Source organism: Staphylococcus sp. FSL W8-1268 (genome assembly GCF_038003965.1).
Classification (GTDB): Bacteria; Bacillota; Bacilli; order Staphylococcales; family Staphylococcaceae; genus Staphylococcus; species Staphylococcus hominis.
Genome location: NZ_JBBOQE010000001.1, coordinates 57108 through 73094, shown reverse-complemented (window position 1 = coordinate 73094; position 15987 = coordinate 57108). Strand labels below are relative to the sequence as shown.

The following is a 15987-nucleotide window of genomic DNA, read 5'->3' as shown; positions in this document are numbered from 1 at the left end:
TGACGTAGTAACTGCTGTTTATTGATATAGTCATGCTTACCAAAAGTCACTTGTTACAATATTTTTTCTCTCAATGTCTAAATTTGGAATGTCCCTCTCATTCGCAACCGCATCTTTATAATTTAAATTAAGTGCCTCAATGGCTTTATCAAACGTCACATTATCTTTACACATGTACTCCCATACATTTTTATTGATGTACGCATTACCATCATAATAAAAGTCTTTCACCCACATTACTTATCATCCCTTTCTATTTATTACAGTTTGATATTACACCTAAAGTGTAATATAGGCAAACCTTAAATAATTAGAAATCATTAATTATTTATCAGTTTATATGATGATAATTAAATAAATTTTTAGTCATAAAAAGTTATTATAAAAAACTTATGAAAAAAATTTAAAAGCCTATTATTATAAACATTTGTTTATTTTTCTTCATCTTCTAATTTCACAAGTGTTGGTTTAGGCGTATGAATGCCTACATCGTTAAAGTAACTTATGATTTCTTTTCTTAATAAACGTTGGCCTGGAAAATGCATGCCTGGTTTAACATGAGCTAATAATTTAATTACCATTTCATTACCATCAATACTATCTAAACCGAGTAAATCAGGTGCAGCAACGAACATATCATATTTATCTTTTAATGTTGGTAAGAATGCTTTTAATTCTTTTTCAATAACGTCATAATCTTCATTTGGAGAAATCGGAATTGCAATAAGAGGCGATACATCTGTCTTAGAATAATTTACAATTTCACTAATTGTCCCATTAGGTAAGGTATACACTTCTCCAGTATCAGATTGAATACGTGTAGATCGTAAACCTATTGTTTGTACTGTCCCTTCTGCAATCGTTACACCTGACGAATTAATTTGAACATAATCGCTGACGTCAAATTGTCCTTCAAAAATAACGAAAAAGCCGGTAATGATATCTTTTACAACAGTCTGGGCACCAAAACCAACTGCTAAACCAACAACACCAGCCCCAGCTAAAATAGCTGAGACGCTAATTCCAAAACGAGAGAGAATCGATGTAAGAACAATAAACCAAACAACATAACTAATTAAGTTTTGAACAAGTGTTGAAAGTGTCTCACTTCTTTTAATTTTATAGCGTGTCTTCTTCTTCTCATTGACTTTAAAAAATTTCGTTACTACTTTTCTAGAAATTGCAATAACAATCATACCTAATAAGATATAAGCAACAATAATTAAAATATTGGCTAGTAAATTTTGATAAAATTCTATCTTCGTCAATGGTTCAATAAATTTAATAAACAGTTGTTTCATTTGACTCATGTTGATATAATACTCCTTTTATACTTAGATTTTTAAATGATTGTGCGCTATTATTTAGAACACGACACTTAAATAAAAATGATACCATATTTTATATATTATCTGAAATAATCATTTGCTTTATTCCAGAATAAAAAACTTCATTCTCACTGCTTCGTGAGAATGAAGTCATATATTAAGTCATCATTACTTATGTTCTGAACTTTCAAAATATCGTCTTCTAAATGCTGGAGTTGCTACTTTTGATTCAAAGTCTTCTGGAATTTCTTCAGTACGTACAACTAATACATCACATGGGGCATGACGTACAATCGCTTCTGATACTGAGCCAATCATAAAACGTTCGACTGCATTTAATCCTGAAGCACCACACATAATTAAATCAACATCTAATTCATTTGCTAAATTTTTAGGAATGAGTAATTTCGGTGGGCCAAATTCAAGTCGTGTTTCTACATTTGTCACGCCTTCTTTAACGGCAAGTTCTTTATAGCCTTCAAGTAACTTCTCAGAATACTCTTTAGACGGGTCAAATTGAGATGCGTACACTTCATACGCAGTATATGTTCTCGTATCAATCACATGCACAATTGTGAGCTTTGCATCATTACGTTTTGCTACATCAACGGCTTTATTAAAGGCCCATTCTGCTTCATCTGATCCATCAACTGCAATTAAAATGTTTTTGTATGCTAACATTTTAATCTCCCCCTTTATCTGTTCTCACCTTTATTTTAGCACTGTTTCAAAAAAATGAGTATTAATATGTAAAACGCTTTCAAAAATTATATATTACGTTCTTCTTTATCAATTTGATGTTGTAAGTAGGATAAAATAGCGCTATAACATCCTAATGATATCGTTAAAATAAATGGTAATAGTTTGATTGATACTTCTCGGGCATGTTTAGAACTCGTTAATGTTAAATGATCAGTTAAACCTTGCATATCTATATGACTAAAGCATGCATAACTAATAATTACAAAAAAGGTTAGCGTCGCTATTAATTTCATTTTATTTACAAAGTCACTACTAAACTGAATCAATGAAAAAGCTAAAATAAGAATAATAATATTGAATATAACACTAAAAATAATCCACAACATAATAAATGTCGGCTGATTTAATTTCCCCATGTTTAAAATATTTCCTTCTACCATTAGAGGTATTAAGAAACTAAATAAAATTGAAATGCTAAATGTAATGATCACTGTTAGTAATGCCCCTAACAGTTTTAAAAAATCCCGCATCATATCCACCTTTTAAAAGTTAATATATTAATATTGTACAATTTAATACATTTATATGCTATATTCATCAAAATATTTAATTAACTATTTTCAACATCAATCTTATACTAACTTACAGTGTTGTAATTTTAGAATGTCTTACTTACTATTTATTTTATTATATGTTTTTATAGAATTGAGGTGATCATGATATGCCAAATGAAAATTATAGAGAAAGTGATATTTTAGGAGGCATTAGCTATTTAAGTGTCTTCTTTGCACCAGTATTATTTCCACTTATTGTATGGATCGTCGCACAACCACCAGCTTCGACCCATGCTAGAAATGCGTTATTCAATCACATCATGAGTTGGGTTATGGTGGTATTAGGATTAGTAACCCTATCTATTTCCCCAGCTTTTGTAAATAGTGAACACGGTATCGGCTGGATTATTGCAATCCTCATCGCAGTTATTTTCTTTATATGGGCACTTGTGCTATTTTTAAAAAATATCATTAGAGGTATTCAATTAATGATGCCATAAAAAAAAGAGGAAGTGACGATAATTTCGTCGTTTCCTCTTTAATTTTATTAATCTCTTGTTGTATAAAACTAAAAAATGACCAATCAAATATTTTAAATTTTATCGTTTTCAGTATAAAAGGCAATACTATAATGTTGTTTGTGAGAATTATATATATACTTTTATTCCATTATGATTACCTACTGTAATTATAATAAGGTTTGGTCGTTTTAGTATTAGATTGCGCTTGCAATACTATATTACGAAAAGTAGTATGATGTTTATATGAAAATTGTAATCAATATTTTTATCATCATAACTTGTTTAATATCCATTATTTCTTAAGGTTTTCTTATTTTCCAACGATAAGGATCTTCAAGTTGATGCCAATCAGAATTCATTTCGCTACTATTCACCAGGCATTCATCGAGTTCTTTTTCTATTTTTTCTTGATCTAAGTCGGTACCAATAATGACAAATTGTGTATTTCTATCCCCATATTCAATATCCCAACTTTCCGCTACGTCACGACGTTGAGCAAGTATCTCTTCCCGTTTTTCTTTAGACATTGATGCAACCCAATATGTAACTGGGCTGATATTACATGACGATCCTGCTTGTGACAGTAAACACGCAACCTCGTTATATTGCGCAAGCCATACAATCCCTTTTGAACGAACAATGTTTTGAGGCATTTGTTCTAACCAATCATTGAAACGTTTCGCGTGAAACGGTAATCGTCTTGAATAGACAAACGAATTCATACCATATTCTTCAGTTTCTGGTGTATGCGTCTCATGGCCGCCTTCTGTTAGTTCCTTAATCCATCCTGCAGAATTGCTAGCTTTTTCAAAATCAAATCGTCCTGTATCTAAGACATCATTAATATCTACTTGAGACTGCGTTGTTTTAATTATTTTTGCATCTGGTTGTAATGTTCTAAGTATATGTTCTAACTTATCTAGCGCTTCATTTGTAACTAAATCTGTTTTATTCAATACAAGTACATCACAGAATTCAACTTGGTCTATTAATAAATCCGCAATCGAACGTTCATCTGTCACATCCGCACCTTGATTACGATCCACAAGTAAATCTTCTGAATGAATATCATTAACAAATCGATTCGCATCAACGACCGTAACCATCGTATCTAAACGACAAATCGAAGTGAGATCTATTCCCATCGCTTCATCGATATACGAGAATGTTTGTGCTACAGGTACTGGTTCAGAAATGCCTGTAGATTCAATAACGATATAATCAATATTGCCTTTATGTACAAGTCGTTCAACTTCTTTTAATAAATCGTCCCGTAACGTGCAACAAATACATCCATTAGATAGTTCAACTAATTTTTCATCTGTTCTAGACAGTCCACCACCATCAGCAACTAAATCTTTATCAATATTAACCTCACTCATATCATTCACAATAACTGCAATACGACGGCCTTCTCGATGATTTAAAATATGATTTAGTAACGTTGTCTTCCCTGAACCTAAATAACCACTTAATACAGTTACAGGTATCTTACTCATTTATATTCTCTCCTTTTAAATCGTAATTATTACGATTTAAATTGTACAGAGATTTTTAATAATGTCAATATTAATTAAATGAATGATGTTCTATAGCGAGTGATTTACCGCGTAATCATTAGTATGTCTTCACTTATACTTCAAGGTTTGATATTACTTAAATGTATTAAATTTTTAATGACATCATGATATTGTTTATGAAACATTGCTGATAGTTTTTATAAAAAAAGAGCGAAAAATTATTTTTCGCTCTTACAAATTATAAATAAATTTTTTATTTTTTAGTATTTTATTCAAATTTTGCGTTAATAAATTTAACTGAGATTGCACCCAAAAGCATCATGATTCCTGCAAATAATAACATCGCAGGCATTGAACTTCCTAATAGTGGGAAAAGTGCAAAGCTTACTACAGAAGCGACAATTTGTGGTAGACAAATACTTGTGTTAAATAAGCCTAGATAAGCACCTGAATTTTCTCCATCAATTGCTTCGGTTAATAGTGTGAATGGTTGAGTATTCATCGTTAAGTTATTAATACCAATGAATATAAATGAAATAATGAGTAACCATTGGTTATGAATAAAGAACATTGAAATAAGACCTAATCCACCAAAAATTAATCCAAAACTATACCAAAATTTTCTTTGAGAGGGTTTAGATTTTGCAATGACAAAACCAAAAATAACTGAACTTAAAAATTGTATACAGTATAAGACACCATACCAGTTTCCTGCTGCTTGATATCCTGCTGAAGAAGGGTCTGTCGCATTCCATACATTTTTTGCTATTGCACCTGTTGAATACGTCCAGAGATACATTAATGCAAACCAGTTAAAAAATTGAACTACACTAATTTGCCAAAATTGTTTAGGCGCAGTTTTTAACAGTTGCCATAAATTTAATTTCTCATTTCTATTGTCCTCTGAAATGCCGTGATAATAGTTATATGTTTTAGGTTCATATTCTTTAACGGAAAGAACCGTCCAAATAGAAGCAATGAGTAATACCGCTGCTGCAATATAATAAGCTATTTTTACTGTCATCGGTACTTCCCCTTTAGGCGCTACATTACTCATTCCCATCATTGTTAGTAAAAATGGTAATAGTGTAGCAATAATACCACCTAAATTTGAGAAGATTTGTTGCCATGACCAGGCCATATCTCTTTGTTTTTCGTTTACCATATCTCCAATAATCATTTTATAGGGCTGCATACACGCATTTGAAGTTAAATCCATAAGTAACGTCATAATTGCACCAAATGACAAAGCCATAAGTGATGCATATCCAAATCCAAACGAACCTGCATTAGGTAATAGGACTAATACAATCGCTCCGATTGGACCAGCAATTAAAAGATATGGCATCCGACGCCCAAATCTAGTCCAAGTTCTATCAGAATAGTATCCAATAAGTGGTTGTACAATCATTCCTGCTAATGGCGGCAAAATAAAAAACCAACCTAAATTATTAGGGTCGGCGCCTAGCGTTTGAAATATTCTTCCCATCATTGCTGATTGAAGTGCAAATGCCATGTTTACTCCGAAGAAACCAAATGTAATAGAAAAAATAACTGCTTTTTTTAAATAGGGTAGTGTGATACCTTGTTCTTCAGTATTTTTAGTATGTATTTGATCTGTATCTTTCATTTCTATCTCTCCTATTTATTACTTGATATAGTCATTTAATTCAATAATTAAATAGCTATATCAAATAACAATTCATTGGAATCGTTTTCAACTGTAATTATAACATTTTTGAGTTTCTTTGGAAACGCTCGCATCCCCTATAAATAAATCAGAGTTCATTTTATTTTCCAATCTCATATATATCATAATTACCTAATTTAGGTATTTTTATAGATAATTAAAGATTATTGTGATGATAATAGATATATTAATACTTAAAAACAAAATATATAACATAATCTATAATTAGATTATTACAATAAATAACGATAGAAAAAATTGATTATATTAAATATAATTAGATTATTATTTGTATTTTAACTACTTTTTAAAATACATTAGATTATCAAAAAGATTACTAATTAAAGGAGTATAAAAATGAAGGTTATAAAGAGTAAAGAAATCAATCATAGGCCTAAAGTAAGTGTATTAATTAGTACGTATAACAAAGAAAAATTTATTAATAAAACATTAGATAGTGTCTTAAAACAATCGATGGATATGAGAGATTTTGAATTAATCGTGGTGGATGACTGTTCTACTGACCAAACCGTTGATATTGTTTCTAAAAAAATAGACAGTTTTTCTAATTACAAATTTATTCAATTAGATCAAAATTCGGGTACACCTGCGAAACCACGAAATTTATCTATTGATTTAAGTAAGGGAAAGTACATCATGTTTATAGACGGTGATGATTGGTTACCTGAAGATGCTCTAGAAAAGTTATATACACTTTTAAAAACAAACAAGACAGACTATGCTACAGGCTTAACAAAATATGTGCATAGTGATCGCATAGCTAGAAGTGGCGTTGCTCTATCTAAAATTGCATATAATAAAGTAGATTTAAAACACTTTAGAAAATCATTTTATCATTTAGCACCTGCTGGTCGTATGATTAAAGCTAGCGTCATTAAAAAGAATCATATTCAATTTCCAGAAATGATTTTTGGAGAAGATTTACAATTTTTCGCAGAAGTCTTTTTCAATACTAAACGTATTAGTACAACACAAGATGTGGTTTATTGTGCTAACCGTTACGACGATAATATTTCTTTAGTAAAATCAGAAAAATCAACACATATTAATCGTATGAAATGGCAAGGTGAAGCCTATCGTCACTTAATGAGTAAGTATAAAAATAATAAATTAATGCCTAATTTACTATATCGTATTATTAATAAAGATGTTTTAGAAGCTAAATTCTATAAAAAAAGCTTTATTAAAAACATAAATGAGTTACTTCCTATTTTTCAAAATATCATTCATATGGTAGATGAACATTTCGATGCTTTAGACTATGCAGATGATGATTTAAACCGACAAGCCATCAAACTAATACGTGAGGGGAATAAAGAAGACATTATCAGTTTTGTTAAATTCTATCTTAAAAAAGATGATAAGCCGCTTCATGAGAAAAACGATATATATTACTATTCGTTTAAAGGAACACATTACAAAAAAAGAATGCATCCTACATTACTAAAAATCTCTCAAGAGAATGATAAGGTGTTCTTAAAAATACTTTCTAAAAACTCTGAGTTAAAGTATCTAGAAGTAAAACATCGAAAAAATCCAACTCAATTCATCGTATTAGATATTAAGAAACATCGTTTTAAATCTGGAGAATATACTGTTCAATTTACAACAAAGAATTTACCTAATGGAAAATTAGCCCTTACAGTTTTAGATAAAGATTTAAATGGCTCAGTTATCAAATCAGGCATGCGTTTTGATTTTTATGAAACTGTTGGTGGCAATTTAGGATATATTAAAAAGTAATTAAAATCTTAGATGTTTCGCCACCTTAGCATTCATTTTACATATATTTATTCGATATATGTAAAATAACGATCTTAATAAATTATAAATCTTAGTCTTGTTATCTATGTATTTTTATAATTCCAAAAGAAATTATGCTAAATTTCAAAATAATGCTGTACTTATTCATTCAAAAGGTGTATAGTTGGTTTCACGTAATAAAAGCTCGTATTTTGGATTGTAGTATATTTTTATAGAATATTCTCTTTTAATTTATGAATTTGTTACAAATATGATGTGCAAAAGCACTTGGAGGTATTCTATATGAATAACGGTACAGTTAAATGGTTTAACGCAGAAAAAGGGTTTGGATTTATCGAAAGAGAAGACGGTGACGATGTGTTTGTTCACTTCTCAGGTATCGCTACTGATGGATATAAAACTTTAGAAGAAGGTCAAAAAGTAGAGTTTGACATCACTGAAGGTCAACGTGGCGAACAAGCAACAAATGTTGTCCCTGTTTAAACATAAATTTTAGCACAAGCATGTATGTATACGTGCTTGTGCTTTTTTTACATAATTTATAAAAGAATAATACTTAAAATTAATCTCCTACTGTCACTTAATATATCCTACTATATATTCTGTCATACATATCACTCAGTGTTAATCCCTAGTATAACCTGGTTTATCTTCATTTAAGATTAAATTACCTCCATTTAAATAACTTGCGTAACTTAACCAAATGACATAAGGTAACATTAATAAACCAGCATACTTATTAGATGCATAAAAACGATGTGCAGTAATATTTCCAGCTGCAAGTAATACATAACTTTCAATTAAAGATGTCTTTCTCAGTTTTAAATTGAAATAAAGTATCGTCCACGCATAATTCAATCCTAATTGTGCATAATGAGCACGTGTTATAGACTGTTTCTCTCTTTTATGAGCTGCATGCGCATATGATAATTGATAAGCTACTCCCATTGAGGTATAAAGTAGTGGCCATACAATTGGAAATACTTTAGCTGGAGGTGAAAAAGGTGGTCTTTCATAATGTTTATAATCATTTTGAGCTTTAGCTGTTAATCTCCCAATAACCATTCCACCTGCTAAAGGTAATACAATTCTTGTAACTTTTTTAATATTAATCATAATTCTCTCCTTTAAAGTCTTCCTATATTTAATACCCTACTTTTATATAATTAATGAGTTATGAATCTATTATTAAAAAACAAAATAATGTAGTCTCACGCTAAAATATCCTCCTAAATACCATCATGTAGATACATAGGAGGACATTCTTTAAACAGTTCATTTAATGTTTTTATGGCTACCATTATATTTTGGCTAATTACTTTTAATTTAGATTGGCCTTTTTAATTATTTCTCCTAAAGGGCATCTAGAGTCACTATTATTCTTCTTCACCAACAACTGTGAAACGTTCATTAATATGCGCTTTATTTTCAGCTTCATCTACTATAGCAATAGCAAAATCTGCATAACTGATATAACTATTACCTTTACTATTAAATAATAATTGATCTTTTCCTAACGTATAGGTGCCTGTACGTTTACCTTCAAAGTCAAATTCCGCTGATGGACTAATAAAGGTCCAAGTAATTCCTTCAGCATGTTGTAAGTCTTGTAAGTTACGACTTGATCCTTTAGCTGTTGGTTTCACTATTTCCGGGAAATCTGGTGTATCCATAACACGTATAGTATGCGCATCATCTGCGAATAGACTACCAGCACCCCCTACAATAATGGCTCTTGTATCTACATCTTTTAATATGTTAATCAATATGCGTCCTACTTCAACGTGCACTTCTTCTTCACCTAATGGCGCGCCAAATGCATTGACTACCACGTCTAAATCTTTAATATCGTCTGAAGTTAAATCAAATACATCTTTTTCAATCACTTTAACATCTTTATCAGCATCTAATTTAGCAACATTTCTTACAATCGCAGTGACTTCATGTCCACGTTGTTGTGCTTCATCTAATACTTTAGTTCCTAATTTACCTGTTGCCCCAATAATACCAATGTTCATCGTTTGTTCCTCCACTTCTATATTTATCAGAGCTGTCTCTTGGATGTCCCTCAACATGTTATCAATATAATTACATTTTTATTAAAAGCCTATTGATCTGTTTTTATTTTCCTTTCTAATATGAAGTCATTGAAACATGCTTCACAACGATTAGTTTAAAATCACCTTGTGCTATACATATTGAGTTCAATGTGTTGACTTAATTAATCTAAGTCTCTATTGTCAATATGAAGAATCATACAAACGCGTATATTCTATCTTATATGTATAAGGGGAAATGACTGTGATGAATGTAAAAGCAAGAGCTGTAAATGGCCCAGATTCTGAATTTTTCGCTACTGAAATTAAACGTCGTGATTTGGATAAACATGATGTATTAATAGAAATTAAATATGCGGGTATTTGTCACTCTGATATCCATACTGCTCGAGAAGAATGGGGGCCTGTCGATTATCCACTCGTACCAGGTCATGAAATTGCAGGTATTGTTAAAGAAGTCGGTCCTAACGTCACTAAATATAAAGTTGGCGACCGTGTAGGTGTTGGATGTATGGTGGATTCTTGTGGTGAATGTGAAAACTGCAAAAATAACGAAGAACAATACTGCTTAAATGGAAGTGTAGGTACTTATGCAAGTACTGACAAATATGGTGAGAAAACACAAGGCGGTTACTCAACACATATTGTTGTCCAAGAAGATTTCGTATTACGTATTCCTGACAATATCAGTTTAGAGGTTGCTGCTCCTTTACTATGTGCGGGGATTACAACTTACTCACCTTTAAATCATTGGAAAGCCTATGAAGGTAAAAAAAATGTAGCAATCATTGGTATGGGTGGTCTTGGACATATGGCAGTTCAAATTGCACATGCAATGGGCGCTAACGTGACTGTGTTATCACGTACGTTAAATAAAAAAGAAGATGGTTTAAAATTTGGTGCTTCAGCTTATTATGCAACAAGTGACGAATCAACATTTAAAGAACTTGCTGGTTCATTTGACTTAATTATTAATACTGTAAGTGCAAAATTAGACATAGATGACTATCTTAAATTATTAGCCTTAGATGGTACACTCGTTAATGTTGGTGCCCCAGCTGAGCCTGTATCCTTACAAGTATTTAATTTAATTGGTCATCGCCGTTCATTTGCTGGATCTGCTATCGGTGGTATTAAAGAAACGCAAGACATGTTAGATTTCTGTTCCGAACATCATATCGCCCCACAAATTGAATTAATTACAGCAGATGATATTGATGAAGCTTACGAAAGAGTGTTGGCATCTAAAGTTAAATATCGTTTTGTTATTGATATCAGTACAATGTAATCATAAAAATGCCCATGAGATGTGGGCATTTTTTATTACTTAACTATTATATTAAGTTTCTGTTAGTCTTTCTCTCACTATTTAAGATAAACAGTTCATCAGTTATAGATTCCAACTATACTTTTTACAATATTTAATATTGATTGTTATCGTTTTTTTACATTTAATATATATAATAGTCTTAATACTAAATAATTATATCTTGTTAAATAATTTATAATTAAATCATAATGTTTTATTATATGTATTAAGTGATATATATATATACAAATGAAGAAAATGTTCAATAAAGAAAATTAAATAAATAAAGGAGTTTGTCTAGATGAATGAATTAACACAATATTTAAAAGAAGTCGCCAAGCAATTAGAAATACAAAATGCATATAGTGAATTAAATAGAGCAAGTCAAAACAATGAAGATCAAGCTACAGATAAATTTAATGAAACTTTAAAAGCAATTGAAGATAAATATGCTTATGATTCATCACCTCGCGTTATACCAAATAGAGCTTCATTAAAAACATTAAATAGAGTAAAAGCAATCGAAGATAAATACGCTAAAGCGATGAAAACTTTAGAGAGACTTAGAAAATCTAGATTATCAAGAAATAATAAGTATTCAACTCAAATAGAAAACTTAATAAAACAATCAGAAAACGGTTTTAATGATTATCATACACGTGATGATCAATATAATTTTGCAACAAGTGTAGCTCAAGAGTTAGAAAAATTAAAAAATGAATATATTATCTCACCTAAAGAAGCTAAAAATATATTTGGCAAATATGTATTCCATACTAATGAATTTCATTTAAGCGACCATGAACTATATAAAATCAAATTTGCGTATGGTCTTGAATAGATAGTTCATTTCTTATGACCTAACTAGGCAGATCGTGTAAAAACCATGTACACGTTTATATAAACGTTATACTCATTTTTTTATTATTAACATATTTGAACATAGACAAATACAAGGCATAGTCGCATAATGGCCTTAGGGGAAAGATTATGTATGAGTTGGGAGTTCAATTATATATTATGTATCTACGGGGATTATACGGATGGTATAATCTCTTTTTTTATCTTCTTCAATAGTATTGCTCATCATCATGTAAGTTTCTAAAGCAAAACTTCTCTATTAAAGTGACTTACTCCAATACTTTAACTTTGTCTGAATAATATCAATCTTTCCTCCCTTTTCATGTATCAATCATTACCACCTCATTTGTATCTGGTTAGTGTACTCAATATAACTCCAAATAATCTAAACCAAAATTGTCTAATGATTAATGATATTTTTTTCCACATTGTCTCGTCTAACATCGTCTAGTTGTGATAAATACGTCTTCACGTTTAAGTCTTATTGTTACAAGACCTTCCTCTACTTTTTCTTCATTTCCACAAATGAATGCAGCTTCGATGCGTCTATATCCTTTCTACTAAAGTAGCTTCTAATTCGGACATATCCGTATCATCTAAACATAATATATGACTCTTCAGCGTTTATAATGTGTTACAAGGGGTAGATTGACAGGAGGAGGGCGATATTAATGAAAGCAGTTACTTATCAAGGTCATAAAAATATGGAAGTTCGTGAAGTGAACGATCCAACGATAGAAGAATCCACAGATGCAATTATTAAAATAACCGCTTCAGGTATATGTGGTTCTGATTTACATCTTTATCATCAAGGCGATTTATTTATGGATCCTGGTTTTGTTATTGGACATGAGCCAATGGGAATTGTAGAAGAAGTAGGAAAAGACGTTAAGACTTTAAAAAAAGGTGATAGAGTGGTTATACCTTTTAACATCGGTTGTGGTGACTGCTTCTATTGTAATAACCATATGGAATCTCAATGCGACAACTCTAATCCATCCCCTGCAAATTGGAAAATGGACAATGGTGGACTTTTCGGTTTTGGTGCCATGCACGGGAACCATTGGGGAGGACAAGCAGAGTATTTAAGAGTTCCATTTGCTGACTTCTCTTCTTTCAAAGTTCCAGATAGTGATTTGAAAGACGAACAAGTATTATTTTTATCTGATGTTGTCCCAACAGCTTATTGGAGTGTAGAACATGCGGGCGTAAAATCTGGTGATACTGTTATTGTTCTAGGTTGTGGTCCAATCGGTTTAATGGCACAAAAATTTGCTAAATTAAAAGGTGCTGAACGTGTGATTGCCATTGATAATGTGGAACATAGATTAAACCATGCGAAAAAATTCAATGGTGCTGAAGTGTATAATTTTTCTAAAGAAGATAATATTGGAAAATTACTTCGTGAAACTACACGTGGCGGTGCAGATGTTGTGATAGATTGTGTGGGAATGGATGGACAAGTCGCTCAAGATGATTTAGAGATTAGTTCAAACTCAGCACAACGCGGTAATATTAGTCCAATTATTACAGCAGCAGAATCAGTAAGAAAATTTGGTACCATTCAATTAACTGGTATTTATGCTACACCTGCAGATAATTTTCCAATAGATTTAATTTTTAATAGAGATGTTCAAGTAAAAAGTGGTCAAGCGCCAGTTATTCATCAAATGCCAAAATTATATGAAATGATTAAAAATGAAGTGTTTGATCCAACAGAAATTATAACGCATACCATGCCTTTAGAAGAAGCAAAACAAGCTTACGATATTTTCGATCAGAAAAAAGATAACAATATTAAAGTCATTTTAAAACCACAATAATGACTATATAAATAAAAAAGTATATACGTAACTTATTGAACAAATAGATAAAAAAGCCTGAGACATCATTAAATGTCTTGGGCATTTTTAATATGTTAGCAGTTGATGACTGAGTTGAAAATGCACTTATGCTAAGCTTTTTTCAATCCTAATTCTTCTTGATAGACTTGGTGAAATGAGACGATGATTTCAAAATACATTCTGTCCCACTCTTTTTTTCCATTATTTTGATGCTATGATTAAGAAATTTCTTCATTGTAAGAATAGAATTCGAAAAAACAAAACAAGCTAAGGATGACTAGCTTAAGTTACCTTCTAAGAAATTGAATAGATGATGTTGTAAGTCTCTCTGTTATCAATATCTATTATTGTTATTTTAATAACATTTTTTTCAGTAATACAACGCCGATACTTTGCTAGTCTTAATCCTCTTTACATCCATTTGTGCTATACAGTAATTAAAACTAATACTTCTAATCACAGTGTTTGTGAGTAATTTTTAACGGGTAGATTTTTAGTACTACACTTTTTAAATATAGGAGGAAACGTAAATGAATGATAAAACAGTTTACGATGTAATTGATATAGGTGTAAATCATTTACTATCTGTATATGATAATTGGAATGTTGAACGCGTATTAGATAAAGAAAATGATGTTTTTCCAAATACGTTACATTGGCAATTTGGACATGTGTTAACGATTTTCGATTCTGCTTTATCAATAGGTGGTCAAAATGCCATAGATGTCGCTAAATATACTAAACTATTTGGTTACGGATCTAGCCCTGCTAACTGGGAAGGACAAGATGTTCCATCAATCGAAACGATTAAAGAAAACTTAAAAACACTTCCTGAACGTGCGCGCAAACTAACGGATGAACAATTATCACAAGAACTTAACGAACCCGTTGCTGGTTGCCAAACACTCAATGAATTATTAGTACTAAATGCCTTCCATGTTCCATTACATGCCGGCAAAATTGAAGAAATGACTCGCGTGCTTAAACACGACGAATAGTTTAAGGGTCATCATTTATAGTTTACGAGAATATATTTGCGTATTATGATTGCGAATAGTATGTTGTGAAAAATTAAGACTAGTATCATTTAACTACCTTGTTTGGCGTAGAAAAATGCAATGTACTGATAAAATATTAATATAAAACGCTTAATAGACGATATTCTTCACGTCTATTAAGCGTTTTTTGATAAATGTTATTCTTCTAAGACTTCTTTTTAATTTTTATATCTATTTATTTCTCAATTTAGAACTAGATTTTTAGCGTGCTTTCAGTTCATTTCCTATCATCCATTTATGATTTTTAATGATTTTACCATTATCTTTGGATTTGTAATCAACCACGTAAACAGTCGTCTTTTTTACGTTATCTATATTGGCTGTAGCACCTTTCATGCCAGACATATGATTTGCTTCTAATTTAACAGTATCGCCCTTACTAAATCCATCTTTAGGTGCATCTTTAATCTCTTCGTTTACGACCCATTTATGATTGTTTACTTTTTCATTTCCATTTGTGGGTTTATAACTTACAACATAGGCATATGTTTTATACGCACCTTTTACAGTAGCTTCTGCGCCTTTCATCCCTGGCATATGCCCTGCTGTAATCGTTACTTTATCTCCCACTTTAAATTCACCCTCATTAGTCGATTTCATATCTTCTGGAACTTTACTTTCATCATTATGCTTCATATGGCTCTCACTTTTTTGGTCATTAGTGTCTTTATCTTTTTCATCATTATTGGAGCAAGCTGATAATATTAGTAATGATCCTAATATCATAAAAAATAATTTTTTAATCATAATAAAACTCC

16 protein-coding genes are annotated in these 15987 nt (G+C 31.0%); 7 read left to right on the top strand and 9 right to left on the bottom strand.

Features of this window, described 5'->3' with window-relative positions:
• Positions 1-36: 36 nt before the first annotated feature.
• From NST64_RS00385 to NST64_RS00370, 4 genes are all read right to left on the bottom strand, one after another.
• Positions 37-237: a hypothetical protein gene (locus NST64_RS00385; RefSeq protein WP_002449526.1), complete on the bottom strand. Its 201-nt coding sequence runs from the start codon at positions 235-237 to the stop codon at positions 37-39.
• A gap of 194 nt (positions 238-431) precedes the next feature.
• Positions 432-1310, bottom strand: coding sequence for a mechanosensitive ion channel family protein (locus NST64_RS00380; RefSeq protein ID WP_002449266.1), 879 nt, complete (start codon positions 1308-1310; stop codon positions 432-434).
• A gap of 186 nt (positions 1311-1496) precedes the next feature.
• The gene (locus NST64_RS00375; RefSeq protein WP_002449321.1) at positions 1497-2009 is read right to left on the bottom strand and encodes a universal stress protein; all 513 of its coding nucleotides are present in this window, start codon (positions 2007-2009) and stop codon (positions 1497-1499) included.
• A gap of 86 nt (positions 2010-2095) precedes the next feature.
• Complete coding sequence (locus NST64_RS00370; protein WP_049437715.1) at positions 2096-2560, bottom strand: hypothetical protein; 465 nt, start codon at positions 2558-2560, stop codon at positions 2096-2098.
• Positions 2561-2751: 191 nt separating this feature from the next.
• Between NST64_RS00370 and NST64_RS00365 the strand changes: the two genes are divergently transcribed.
• The gene (locus NST64_RS00365) at positions 2752-3084 is read left to right on the top strand and encodes a hypothetical protein (protein WP_049431596.1); all 333 of its coding nucleotides are present in this window, start codon (positions 2752-2754) and stop codon (positions 3082-3084) included.
• 320 nt (positions 3085-3404) lie between these two features.
• Here NST64_RS00365 and NST64_RS00360 read toward each other — a convergent pair whose 3' ends face one another.
• Together NST64_RS00360 and NST64_RS00355 are read right to left on the bottom strand one after the other, a co-directional pair.
• The gene (locus NST64_RS00360) at positions 3405-4604 is read right to left on the bottom strand and encodes a GTP-binding protein (RefSeq protein ID WP_002449372.1); all 1200 of its coding nucleotides are present in this window, start codon (positions 4602-4604) and stop codon (positions 3405-3407) included.
• Positions 4605-4893: 289 nt separating this feature from the next.
• A complete protein-coding gene (locus tag NST64_RS00355) occupies positions 4894-6255 on the bottom strand; it encodes an SLC45 family MFS transporter (RefSeq protein ID WP_002449336.1) in 1362 nt (453 codons plus the stop codon).
• Between the two features lie 417 nt (positions 6256-6672).
• On the opposite strand from NST64_RS00355, the gene NST64_RS00350 reads away from it, so the two are divergent.
• Complete coding sequence (locus tag NST64_RS00350) at positions 6673-8079, top strand: glycosyltransferase family 2 protein (RefSeq protein ID WP_002449263.1); 1407 nt, start codon at positions 6673-6675, stop codon at positions 8077-8079.
• Positions 8080-8382: 303 nt separating this feature from the next.
• The gene (locus NST64_RS00345) at positions 8383-8583 is read left to right on the top strand and encodes a cold-shock protein (protein ID WP_017174716.1); all 201 of its coding nucleotides are present in this window, start codon (positions 8383-8385) and stop codon (positions 8581-8583) included.
• 141 nt (positions 8584-8724) lie between these two features.
• Here NST64_RS00345 and NST64_RS00340 read toward each other — a convergent pair whose 3' ends face one another.
• On the bottom strand, positions 8725-9216 hold the full coding sequence (locus NST64_RS00340; RefSeq protein ID WP_107632257.1) for a TspO/MBR family protein: 492 nt from the start codon (positions 9214-9216) through the stop codon (positions 8725-8727).
• Between the two features lie 260 nt (positions 9217-9476).
• Positions 9477-10118 (bottom strand): NAD(P)-dependent oxidoreductase, encoded by a 642-nt coding sequence (locus NST64_RS00335; RefSeq protein WP_049417538.1) that lies wholly within the window; start codon positions 10116-10118, stop codon positions 9477-9479.
• Between the two features lie 283 nt (positions 10119-10401).
• Between NST64_RS00335 and NST64_RS00330 the strand changes: the two genes are divergently transcribed.
• The 4 genes from NST64_RS00330 (at position 10402) to NST64_RS00315 (ending at position 15169) form a co-directional block, all read left to right on the top strand.
• Positions 10402-11445 carry an NAD(P)-dependent alcohol dehydrogenase gene (locus NST64_RS00330; protein ID WP_049417543.1) on the top strand — a complete coding sequence of 348 codons (1044 nt, stop codon included), beginning with the start codon at positions 10402-10404 and terminating at the stop codon, positions 11443-11445.
• A 322-nt stretch (positions 11446-11767) separates the two neighbouring features.
• A complete protein-coding gene (locus NST64_RS00325) occupies positions 11768-12307 on the top strand; it encodes a hypothetical protein (RefSeq protein WP_049417545.1) in 540 nt (179 codons plus the stop codon).
• A gap of 691 nt (positions 12308-12998) precedes the next feature.
• Positions 12999-14150, top strand: coding sequence for a zinc-dependent alcohol dehydrogenase (locus tag NST64_RS00320; protein ID WP_049417548.1), 1152 nt, complete (start codon positions 12999-13001; stop codon positions 14148-14150).
• Positions 14151-14701: 551 nt separating this feature from the next.
• Positions 14702-15169, top strand: coding sequence for a bacillithiol transferase BstA (locus NST64_RS00315; protein WP_049417549.1), 468 nt, complete (start codon positions 14702-14704; stop codon positions 15167-15169).
• Between the two features lie 261 nt (positions 15170-15430).
• On the opposite strand, the gene NST64_RS00310 is transcribed toward NST64_RS00315, so the two are convergent.
• On the bottom strand, positions 15431-15976 hold the full coding sequence (locus NST64_RS00310; RefSeq protein ID WP_199184097.1) for a YdhK family protein: 546 nt from the start codon (positions 15974-15976) through the stop codon (positions 15431-15433).
• Positions 15977-15987: the final 11 nt, after the last annotated feature.